The 9,060-nt window shown below is 57.8% G+C and carries 13 protein-coding genes; 4 read left to right on the top strand and 9 right to left on the bottom strand.

Annotation, left to right across the window (positions count from 1 at the left end; translation table 11 throughout):
* Window positions 1-11: 11 nt before the first annotated feature.
* Window positions 12-380: a 30S ribosomal protein S13 gene (rpsM, locus tag TRM7557_RS06900; protein ID WP_058289491.1), complete on the bottom strand. Its 369-nt coding sequence runs from the start codon at window positions 378-380 to the stop codon at window positions 12-14.
* Between rpsM and TRM7557_RS19835 the strand changes: the two genes are divergently transcribed.
* Together TRM7557_RS19835 and TRM7557_RS06895 are read left to right on the top strand one after the other, a co-directional pair.
* Window positions 381-779, top strand: coding sequence for a hypothetical protein (locus TRM7557_RS19835; RefSeq protein ID WP_131727526.1), 399 nt, complete (start codon window positions 381-383; stop codon window positions 777-779).
* Between the two features lie 191 nt (window positions 780-970).
* The gene (locus tag TRM7557_RS06895; RefSeq protein WP_058289490.1) at window positions 971-1,390 is read left to right on the top strand and encodes a BLUF domain-containing protein; all 420 of its coding nucleotides are present in this window, start codon (window positions 971-973) and stop codon (window positions 1,388-1,390) included.
* A gap of 122 nt (window positions 1,391-1,512) precedes the next feature.
* Here the strand turns inward: TRM7557_RS06895 and TRM7557_RS06890 are convergent, their stop codons facing one another.
* The 3 genes from TRM7557_RS06890 to rplO form a co-directional block, all read right to left on the bottom strand.
* Window positions 1,513-2,094 (bottom strand): adenylate kinase, encoded by a 582-nt coding sequence (locus TRM7557_RS06890; protein ID WP_058289489.1) that lies wholly within the window; start codon window positions 2,092-2,094, stop codon window positions 1,513-1,515.
* Window positions 2,091-3,461, bottom strand: coding sequence for a preprotein translocase subunit SecY (gene secY, locus TRM7557_RS06885; protein ID WP_058289488.1), 1,371 nt, complete (start codon window positions 3,459-3,461; stop codon window positions 2,091-2,093). The genes TRM7557_RS06890 and secY overlap by 4 nt, the downstream gene beginning before the upstream one ends.
* A 110-nt stretch (window positions 3,462-3,571) precedes the next feature.
* A complete protein-coding gene (rplO, locus tag TRM7557_RS06880) occupies window positions 3,572-4,042 on the bottom strand; it encodes a 50S ribosomal protein L15 (protein WP_058289487.1) in 471 nt (156 codons plus the stop codon).
* Window positions 4,043-4,261: 219 nt separating this feature from the next.
* Here rplO and TRM7557_RS06875 point away from each other — a divergent pair, with 219 nt between their 5' ends.
* On the top strand, window positions 4,262-4,822 hold the full coding sequence (locus TRM7557_RS06875) for an SMI1/KNR4 family protein (RefSeq protein ID WP_058289486.1): 561 nt from the start codon (window positions 4,262-4,264) through the stop codon (window positions 4,820-4,822).
* A 246-nt stretch (window positions 4,823-5,068) separates the two neighbouring features.
* On the opposite strand, the gene TRM7557_RS06870 is transcribed toward TRM7557_RS06875, so the two are convergent.
* Window positions 5,069-6,055, bottom strand: coding sequence for a Gfo/Idh/MocA family protein (locus TRM7557_RS06870; RefSeq protein ID WP_058289485.1), 987 nt, complete (start codon window positions 6,053-6,055; stop codon window positions 5,069-5,071).
* Between the two features lie 178 nt (window positions 6,056-6,233).
* The gene (locus TRM7557_RS06865; protein ID WP_058289484.1) at window positions 6,234-6,446 is read right to left on the bottom strand and encodes a DUF1127 domain-containing protein; all 213 of its coding nucleotides are present in this window, start codon (window positions 6,444-6,446) and stop codon (window positions 6,234-6,236) included.
* 402 nt (window positions 6,447-6,848) lie between these two features.
* On the opposite strand from TRM7557_RS06865, the gene TRM7557_RS06860 reads away from it, so the two are divergent.
* On the top strand, window positions 6,849-7,592 hold the full coding sequence (locus TRM7557_RS06860; RefSeq protein ID WP_058289483.1) for a substrate-binding periplasmic protein: 744 nt from the start codon (window positions 6,849-6,851) through the stop codon (window positions 7,590-7,592).
* A gap of 72 nt (window positions 7,593-7,664) precedes the next feature.
* Here TRM7557_RS06860 and TRM7557_RS06855 read toward each other — a convergent pair whose 3' ends face one another.
* The 3 genes from TRM7557_RS06855 to rpsE form a co-directional block, all read right to left on the bottom strand.
* Complete coding sequence (locus TRM7557_RS06855) at window positions 7,665-8,042, bottom strand: COG4315 family predicted lipoprotein (RefSeq protein WP_058289482.1); 378 nt, start codon at window positions 8,040-8,042, stop codon at window positions 7,665-7,667.
* A 186-nt stretch (window positions 8,043-8,228) separates the two neighbouring features.
* Window positions 8,229-8,417, bottom strand: a complete 189-nt coding sequence (rpmD, locus tag TRM7557_RS06850) for a 50S ribosomal protein L30 (RefSeq protein WP_058289481.1) — start codon at window positions 8,415-8,417, stop codon at window positions 8,229-8,231.
* Window positions 8,418-8,429: 12 nt separating this feature from the next.
* Entirely contained in the window at window positions 8,430-8,993 is a 564-nt protein-coding gene (gene rpsE, locus TRM7557_RS06845) for a 30S ribosomal protein S5 (protein WP_058289480.1), read from the bottom strand.
* Window positions 8,994-9,060: the final 67 nt, after the last annotated feature.

Raw genomic sequence — 9,060 nt, 5'->3', positions numbered from 1 at the left:
TCAGGACCCCCTTACTTCTTCTTACCAGCGATAGGTTTCGCCGGGCCCTTGCGGGTACGAGCATTGGTGTGGGTACGCTGACCGCGAACCGGCAGGTTGCGACGGTGGCGCAGGCCACGGTAGCAGCCCAGGTCCATCAGGCGCTTGATGTTCATCTGCACTTCACGACGCAGGTCACCTTCAACGGTGTAGGTTGCGTCGATGTGCTCGCGGATGGCCAGAACTTCAGCATCGGACAGTTCGTTCACACGACGGGTTTCGTCGATGTTCACTGCTGCGCAGATTTCTTTTGCGGAAGCCGGACCAATACCGGTGATATATGTGAGGGCGATAGGTACCCGCTTTGCAGTCGGGATGTTTACGCCGGCAATACGTGCCACGTGTCACTTTCCTTTTCGTTGCGGTTCCGTAATACCAGAACCTTTTTTCACAACGCCGGGCTTCTGCAAAAGCATCAGGCCGACATCATCGAGGTGTTCAGATCAGGCAAACGAATCTGCCCGTCTGGAATCATTCCCAGCAGGGATGTTGGTTCCTATGGGCTGACCGGCTGTCAGTCAAGCCCTCTTGATGCAGATGTCAAGGTGCTTTGTCCAGACCGCATGGCTGCCGCCCGGAAAAGATTCGGTTTCACTGCAACTGTGCCATTGGAACATGCGATTTTCTGGTCTCATTGTTTACAGACTGCTCAAGGAATGAGCATCTCCTTCAAAAAACAAATTAAATCACAAGCCGTGGATTACAGGCCGTTTTTTGCCGATGCTGAGAAATATTATTGAATAATCACCCGTTACCGGCGCAATCTTATGCCATGCGGGACTTATCCCCAAGATATTACGTGCGCTTACTAGCAGCTTTAACGGGAAAATTACTCGCCCTAAGCGTGAACATGGGTAGTCTGACCGACATAACAACAAACAAAACCGACTTTGGCTGACGCCAGCTACCCAACACGGAAATGAAACGCGCTATGCTCATTCGATATATGTTCAAGGCTCGGGCGACGCATCCCGCCTTTACCTACCATGACCTCGACATTCTCCGCGCGGGATTGGCCCGCAATGCAGAACGTCAGATTTCCAGCCTGCTGCTGCGCAGCAACCGCGAGTATTTTCAGGTCCTCGAAGGCCCAGAAAGCGAAGTGCGGGATCTGGTGGCCAAGATCGCCCGGGATCCGCGCGTCTTTGCCTTTGAAGAGCTGCTGAGCCACCCGATCCGCCAGCGCCAGTTTGATCACGCGCCGATGGACATTCATATGCTGGGCCAGGACGACCACGCACTGCATAGGCGTCTCAGCCAGCTTGACGCCAACGCACCGGACGCGCTGAAGCTGTCTGTCCTGCGCGAGGTGGCAACCCTGCTGCATGGAAAAATGGCCGCCGTCGCCTGAGCCAGCCCCCTCCCCGGAAACCGTCAAACAACCGGTCCCCGAAACCGAAACGGGGCTGCCCGTAAAAAGGCAGCCCCGTTTGAATTCTGTCAAGACGGCAGGGTATCCCCTGCCCGCTGTCCTTAATCGCCCAAGATCCAGGCAATAGAGCTGCGCACCTCTTCGATGGCCGCCAGACCATCCAGACGCTGCAGGTTGCCCTTGGCATAGTAGTAGCCGATCAGCGGCGAGGTCTTTTTGTAGTATTCGCCAAGACGGATACGCACGCTGTCCTCGTTGTCGTCGGCGCGCACGGGCTTGCCCGCAGCGGCGGCCTCGGCGGCGCGGTTGACGATACGCTTCACCAGCGTTTCGTCATCCACCTGCATCTCGATCACATAGTCGAGCTTCAGGTCCATTTCTTTCAGCAGCTTCTCCAGCGCGTCCGCCTGCGGCAGGGTGCGGGGGAAGCCGTCAAAGATGAACCCACCCTCAGAGCCCTGCTGGAGCTTTTCGCGGATCAGACCAATCACGATCTGGTCGGTGACCAGCTTGCCCTCTGCCATAATGGCGGCGACCTTTTTGCCCATCTCAGTGCCAGAGGCCTGAGCTTCGCGCAGCATGTCACCCGTGGACAGTTGGGTCATATTGCGGGACTCGACCAGATGGCTGGCCTGCGTCCCCTTACCCGCACCGGGCGGGCCGAGAAGAATAATGTTGGTCATCGACGAGAAGGTCCCCGTTTCGCACGTTTCTTGTTACGGCCACGCAGCTGGCTCTTTTCAATGAGGCCCTCATACTGATGCGCAAGCAGGTGGCTTTGCACTTGCTGGATCGTATCCATGGTCACAGAGACCACGATGAGGACAGAAGTACCGCCAAAATAGACCGGGAATGCAAATTGGCCACGCAAAATCTCCGGAAGGAGACAAACTGCCGCAAGGTAGGCAGAGCCAAGCACCAGCACGCGGTTCACCACATACTCGATATATTCCTCGGTTTTCTTACCAGGGCGGATACCGGGCACAAAGCCGTTCTGGTTCTTCAGGTTCTTCGCCACGTCCTCGGGCTTGAAGGCCACGTTGAAGGTGTAGAAGTAGGCAAAGAACACAATCATCGCGATGAAGAACAAGAGGTACAGCGGCTGACCGGGACCAAAGTTCGCCAGAATCCAGCTCATCACCGGGTTGGCAGCAGAGCCTGTGGAGAAGGTCGAAATGGTGGTCGGCAGCAGCAGCAGGGACGATGCAAAGATCGCCGGGATGACGCCTGCGGGGTTCACTTTCACCGGCAGGTGAGAGGAGCCACCGTCATACATCTTCATGCCCACCTGACGGCGGGGATATTGGATATGGATCTTGCGCAGCGCGCGTTCCATGAACACGACGAACATGATGGTGCCAACCACCATGGCGATCACGAACAGGATCACCGGAATGCTGATCGCGCCAGAGCGGCCAGAGGCCAGGAACTGCGCCATGGCAGCCGGAACCTCGGCAATAATGCCGACGAAGATGATCAGAGAGATACCATTGCCGATGCCGCGCTGGGTGATCTGTTCGCCCAGCCACATCAGGAACATGGTGCCCCCCACCAGGGTGATCATGCAGGAGGCAATAAAGAACCAGCCCGCCTGATCGACAGCGACCATATCGCCGTTCACAAGGCCCACGGCCAGACCATAGGACTGGACGGTTGCCAGCGCCACGGTGCCATAGCGGGTGTACTGGTTGATCTTCTTACGGCCCTGCTCGCCCTCTTTTTTGAGCTGTTCGAGCGCCGGGACCATAGAGGTCAGCAGCTGGATGATAATGGAGGCCGAGATATAGGGCATAATACCCAGGGCAAAAATGCCCATACGACCAAGGGCGCCGCCGGTAAACATCGACACCATGCCGCCAATGCCCTGACCTGCGCTCTCCATGAATTCGCGCAACGCTGATGCATCAATGCCCGGCACGGGGATAAACGTGCCCAGCCGGTAAACAATCAAAAGCATGATTGTAAAGAGGATGCGGTTGCGCAGATCGGTGGCCTTGCCGAGCGCCGCCCAGCTGGTGTTGGCCGCCATCTGTTCTGCTGCTGATACCATAAATTCCGTCTCTTTTAGCGAAAACGCCGCCCGAAGCCGTTTTCCGGCTTGGGCGGCGTCATTGGAAAACTGAGTTCTATGTAAGCGGGATTGTTCCCGCTCACAAGCTGTTACTCAGCTGCGGCCTCTACGGCCACAGTCAGCGCGCCGCCTGCTTTGGCAACGGCTTCGACTGCGGATTTAGAAGCACCGGTTACTGCGATGGTCGCTTTGGCGGTGAATTCGCCTTTTGCCAGAACGCGGATGCCGTCCAGCTTGCGACGTACCAGACCGGAAGCAACCAGGCTGTCTTCGGTGATGGAGCTTGCGTCCAGTTTGCCGGCGTCGATGAACTTCTGGATCAGGCCCAGGTTCACAACTGCAAATTTCTTTGCGTTCGGCTTGTTGAAGCCGCGCTTCGGCAGACGTTGGTACAGGGGCATTTGGCCGCCCTCGTAACCATTGATGGCTACACCGGAACGGGACTTCTGACCTTTGATACCACGGCCACCCATTTTACCTTTGCCGGAACCCGGACCACGGCCAACGCGGGTACGTTTCGGTGCGGCGCCGGGATTGTCGCGCAGTTCATTGAGTTTCATATCGCTTCTCCTTAGCCGGAAGTGACCCCATGAAGCGAAGAGGGTCAGACACGGCATTTCTTGGTTTTGACTACCGATCACAAGATGTGATTCTGGCGGCAGGCGGACTGCCACCGGGGGCGTATACGCCTGTTGGGAGTTTGGATCAAGGCTATTGACTTTCCAAAAGAACAGAACGCATTCTCGCCCGAATTATAACTATGAATTTTTGAAAAAATTATGGGCAGTCTACAAACCTTTCACGAGATATGGGGCCACGAAGACGACAAGCCGGCACCAATCACAGCAGAGAACCTACAAGCTGTCGAAACACGGCTGGGGATCGCACTGCCGCAGGATTACCGAACTCAAATCCTTGGCTTCGGGATACCGAACACCACATCCAAACTTTGGGAATGGCTCGACAACAACAAGGGCATTGGGGAGACATGGTCACTCGCGCGGCCGCGGCCCCATCTGATGGAGTTCTATACCCCCGAAAAAATGTTAAATACGCTGAACTTACGGCTGGTGCGAATGCCCGCAAGCCTCCTGCCCTTTGCCCGCGACAGTCAAGGCAATCAGATCTGCTTTGATCTCGGTGATCTTACCCCTCCTTCCAGCAGAAACGCCGGGGTGTATGTTTGGGACCATGCCACAAATCACACTTGGAAGCTGTCGCGATCTTTTGATGCATTTGTGCGTTTGTACTTGCCTAAAAAGAACACTTTTCGGCCAGCCAAGGCCCTTGCCCTGCCGGTTGCTGATCGTGCAATGCTGATACCCAAGTCGAGCCAATAAAAAGGCGGCGCCGCCATGTGCGGGGGGCCGGGGGTTTTACGCCCCGGTGGTCAGATCTCTGATTCCTTGCCTGAGGGCGTCACCCGTCAGGCCCAAGTCGCAGCCGCAGGCGTCACCCCGCAGGCTTTGGTCATGTGGGTCGGGGTGCCAGACCCGGCCCGGTGATTGCAATCGCAGACCACCTTAGGGGGCCGGGTTTGAGATTGTCTGAGGCGGGCGGTCGCGGGGGGCGCAACGCCCTGCGCGTCAGCCCTTGAGGCAGAGCGCCTCCCACTGGGTCAGAAACGCCATAATCTCGAGCGAATCCTGAATGCGCGGGCTGGGGCGGCTGGCCTCGCGGTTGCCTGCGGCGACATTGGCTTCGACCATGGCGACCTGATGATAGAAATCATCCTGACCGGTGTTGACCACGATCTCTTCACCTTCGCCTTTATAGGGCTGCCAGAGGATGCGATTGTCGCCCGCATTGGGGCGCCAGGGGTTGGTCAGGAACTTGAGCGTGCCGCATTCCCCGGCAATCACAAACTCATGCGCCATACCATAGCTGTCGGTGGAGTGCAGGTTGACCAGCACATCGCCAATCTTTGCGGTCACTGCGGCATCGACCAAGGTGCCGTGATCCGGTTCGGTCACACCAAAACCGCCGAGGCGCGCGGAGGCAAAGGCCCCCTCGCCCTCCATCACCTGCACCACCAGATGCGCCAGCGATGCGGGGTAGCAGCCAAGATTATAGATGGTGCCCCGCCCAAGCGGATTGGTGACATTGGAAATTGCTGCCGAATAAAACCCGTGGATCGACCGCAGTTTGCCCAGTCGTCCATCCGTCAGCACCTCGGTCAGACGCTGATAGAGCGGATGGGCCAGATACATGAAGCCTTCGACAAAGAACGTGTCATGCGCACGCACCGCCGCGACCAGTTCGGCGGCCTGATCCATTGTTGTGGTCAGGGATTTTTCGCTTAGCACCGGCTTGCCTGCGGCGGCGGCCTGTGCGGTCAGGGTGTGATGCACGTGGTTGGGCAGACCGATATAGACAATGTCGACCTCAGGATCGGCCAGCGCGTCCTCATAGCCGATCGAGGTCTTGGGAATGTCGAATTTCGCCTGAAAGTCCGCCACCCGGTCCGCATTGCGGCCGGCAATGGTCAACAGCTCTGATCTCGGATGGGCCTGAATGGCCTGCGCCACCGTTTGAGAGATAAACCCGGTGCCCAAAATTGCCCAGCGTGCCATGCGTTGCGTTCCTTCAGAAATGTCAGGACGCAAAGGTCTAGCGCAGGGATCTGCAGGGGGCCAGACAAAAGAAAACGCCCCGCCCAGGGAGGAGGAGGGGCGAGGCGTTCTCTGGTTCGGGTTGCGACCCTCAGGGAGGAGAAAAAGGTCGCGGAACCCAAAGGGTGTATTCTTGTTATTACGCGCCGTAGACGTGGGCGCGGGCAATGTCGGCTATGTCCGCACGGGCGATGCCGATGTCGGAGAGGTCGCGATCAGACAGCGCGTCCAGTTCACCGAAAGTCTTGCGGTAGTCGTTGTACAGAGCCCAGTTTTCCTGTGCGGTTGCAACCACGGCACGCAGGCGTGCGATCAGGGAAGCGTTCTGGGCGGTATAGGCGATGTTTGCCATGGGTGTTTTCCTTATCTTTCAGCCGGGACAGATTTCCGCGGCTCTCTGTTGTTGTCTCTTGTTCTGACACTTCCGAAGATAAGGCAGCGTGATGGCGCTAACAACGCACAGTTCGGAACAGCCGTTATGCATCAAATGCATGGGGCCTTGCCCAAAGGTTAATCAGCCCTCCCGCCGTACGCTGGGGCGGATTGGCAGGCCCCAGATGGGACGAGGATCACGGGTTTTCCCGGCGGCATTGCGCCATTTTCGACATGTCTTGCCCCGAAACCTCGGGTCGCACGCAATTCTAATAAGACGCCGCGCGCGCAGGGCGCTCGGTTAACTTCTGGGAAAGGGGGCGGATGGATGTTGGCGCTGCAATATTTCAGTCCTTCCTCCCTAATTTCCAGGAGACCTCCTATGAAAAAACTGGCCCTTGCGCTGTCGCTCGCTGTGTCCACCCTGCTCCCCCTTGCTCAGACCGCCCATGCCGCAGGTACGGTGCGGATCAGTTCAATGGAAGGGTTTGCCCCCTTTAACTACACCAATGAGGCAGGCACCTACGTCGGTCTGGATACCGCCGTTGTGGATGCCGTGTTTGAGGCGCTTGGCGTGTCCGTAGAACACGCGCCGCGCCCGTGGAAGCGCGCACTGGCGGAATTTGAACATGGCGACACCGATGTTCTGTTCCAGTTCAAACACAACGACACACGCGACGCCAAATGGCATATTGTGCGCCTTCGCTCCAACAACCAGGCCTATTTTGTCACCGCCGGTTCGGACGTTCAGGACATCACATCGCTCGAGGATCTGAGCGGGCTGACTGTCGGTGTGATGGCGGGCTTCAGCTACAATGACGCCTTTGATGCGGCCAGCAATTTCAAAAAGGCCGCCGCCCCCTCGCTGGAGGCCAATATCAAAAAGCTGAAGGCAGGCCGCGTGGATGTGGTGATCGCCAATGAGGCCGTGTTTGACCATACCGCTCGCACGCTGGGCCTGTCGGACGCTTTCCGCACAATGCCCACCCCGGCGACCAAGGGCGCACGCTACATCGGGTTCCAGAAAACCCCTGAAGGCATCGCGCTGGGGGACAAATTCAAAGCCAAGCTGGAAGAGATGCAATCCAGCGGCGCCGTGGACGATATTGTCGCAAACGCCTCCTGATCTGCCCCCGTGATCCAAACAAAAACGCCCCGGACCTGTCCGGGGCGTTTCAGTATCGGTTGGGACACCGGATTACGGTTTGGCGATGTGCCACACGCCTTTGACGCCATCGCCCGAGGTTTCTCCCGGCGCAGTGTCCTTGAACCACAGGTACAGCGGCTGGCCTTTATAGGCGATCTGCTCGGTGCCGTCGGTGCGTTTGATCAGGTCAAAGCCCTCGGGCAGCTTTGCCCCCTCTTCTAATGCCAGCGGCGGCCAGGCGACGGCGCATTTGTCATAGCAGGCGGATTGACCGGCGCTGTCCTTGTCGAAGGTGTAAAGCGTCATGTCGTGGCCGTCGGTCAGGTAGCCGTCAGCGGAGGTTTTCACCGGCGCATGGGCGTGGCCTGCGGCCTGAGCGGCAACAGCGGCGGTGGCAATGGCGGCAGAGAGGGCAAGAATGCGGATCATGTCTGTTTCCTTTGGTTTAAATCTGAGTGCCGCACCCGAAGCTTTGCGTGGTGCAGTCAAATAGGAAACACGGGGCGCGCGAGGTTTATTCGCGCTTAGGGTGATTTTTTTTGCAAATATATGCGCCAAACGAAAACGCCCCGCAGTGTCCTGCGGGGCGTTTCCGAATAGTCGGTCAAAAGAGGCTTAGTCGCGCTCTTCGACGATCTCTACCAGATGCGGGATCTTGCGGATCATGCCGCGAACGGAAGGGGTGTCTTCCAGCTCACGGGTTTTGTGCATCTTGTTCAGGCCCAGGCCAACGAGGGTTGCGCGCTGGTCTGCGGGACGGCGGATCGGGGAGCCGATCTGCTTGACGACGATGGTTTTAGCCATGGATCAGGTTCCTTACGCTTCTGCTTCCGCAGCTGCTTCGTCCCGCTTGGGCAGGATGTCAGCAACTTTTTTACCACGACGCTGAGCAACAGCGCGGGGGCTCTGCTCTTTTTTCAGACCGTCGATGGTTGCGCGGATCATGTTGTAGGGGTTCTGGGTCCCGATGGACTTGGAAACAACGTCTTTCACGCCCAGCATTTCGAACACGGCACGCATCGGACCACCGGCGATGATACCAGTACCTTCCGGTGCGGTGCGCATCACAACTTTGCCGGCACCGTGGTGGCCGTGCATGTCGTGGTGCAGGGTGCGGCCTTCTTTCAGCTGCACGCGGATCATCTGACGCTTTGCTTGCTCGGTGGCTTTGCGGATGGCCTCGGGGACCTCTTTCGCTTTACCTTTACCGAAGCCAACGCGGCCTTTTTGGTCGCCTACGACAACCAGGGCTGCGAAACCAAAGCGCTTACCGCCTTTAACGGTTTTGGAGACGCGGTTGATCGCGACCAGACGGTCTGCGAATTCCGGGGTCTCTTCCTCGCGACGGCCTTTGCCGCGACGGTTTTCACGTTCTGCCATTTGGCTTTCCTTTCAGAACGATAGGGGCTTTTGGCCCCCATATATCCAATCCTGGTGAGGGTTTGCC

Origin of the sequence: Tritonibacter multivorans (assembly GCF_001458415.1) — a bacterium.
Lineage (GTDB): Bacteria > Pseudomonadota > Alphaproteobacteria > Rhodobacterales > Rhodobacteraceae > Epibacterium > Epibacterium multivorans.
Note: the sequence above shows the minus strand (reverse complement) of the source record. Positions and strands in the feature narration are given on the sequence as shown.

Coding starts and splice junctions, on each gene's coding strand:
- TRM7557_RS06895 (WP_058289490.1), top strand. CDS start 971: ATGCTCATTCGATATATGTTCAAGGCTCGGGCGACGCATCCCGCCTTT.
- rplO (WP_058289487.1), bottom strand. CDS start 4,042: ATGAAACTCAATGAACTGCGCGACAATCCCGGCGCCGCACCGAAACGT.
- TRM7557_RS06860 (WP_058289483.1), top strand. CDS start 6,849: ATGAAAAAACTGGCCCTTGCGCTGTCGCTCGCTGTGTCCACCCTGCTC.
- TRM7557_RS06890 (WP_058289489.1), bottom strand. CDS start 2,094: ATGACCAACATTATTCTTCTCGGCCCGCCCGGTGCGGGTAAGGGGACG.
- TRM7557_RS06870 (WP_058289485.1), bottom strand. CDS start 6,055: ATGGCACGCTGGGCAATTTTGGGCACCGGGTTTATCTCTCAAACGGTG.
- rpmD (WP_058289481.1), bottom strand. CDS start 8,417: ATGGCTAAAACCATCGTCGTCAAGCAGATCGGCTCCCCGATCCGCCGT.
- TRM7557_RS06855 (WP_058289482.1), bottom strand. CDS start 8,042: ATGATCCGCATTCTTGCCCTCTCTGCCGCCATTGCCACCGCCGCTGTT.
- TRM7557_RS06875 (WP_058289486.1), top strand. CDS start 4,262: ATGGGCAGTCTACAAACCTTTCACGAGATATGGGGCCACGAAGACGAC.
- secY (WP_058289488.1), bottom strand. CDS start 3,461: ATGGTATCAGCAGCAGAACAGATGGCGGCCAACACCAGCTGGGCGGCG.
- rpsE (WP_058289480.1), bottom strand. CDS start 8,993: ATGGCAGAACGTGAAAACCGTCGCGGCAAAGGCCGTCGCGAGGAAGAG.
- TRM7557_RS06865 (WP_058289484.1), bottom strand. CDS start 6,446: ATGGCAAACATCGCCTATACCGCCCAGAACGCTTCCCTGATCGCACGC.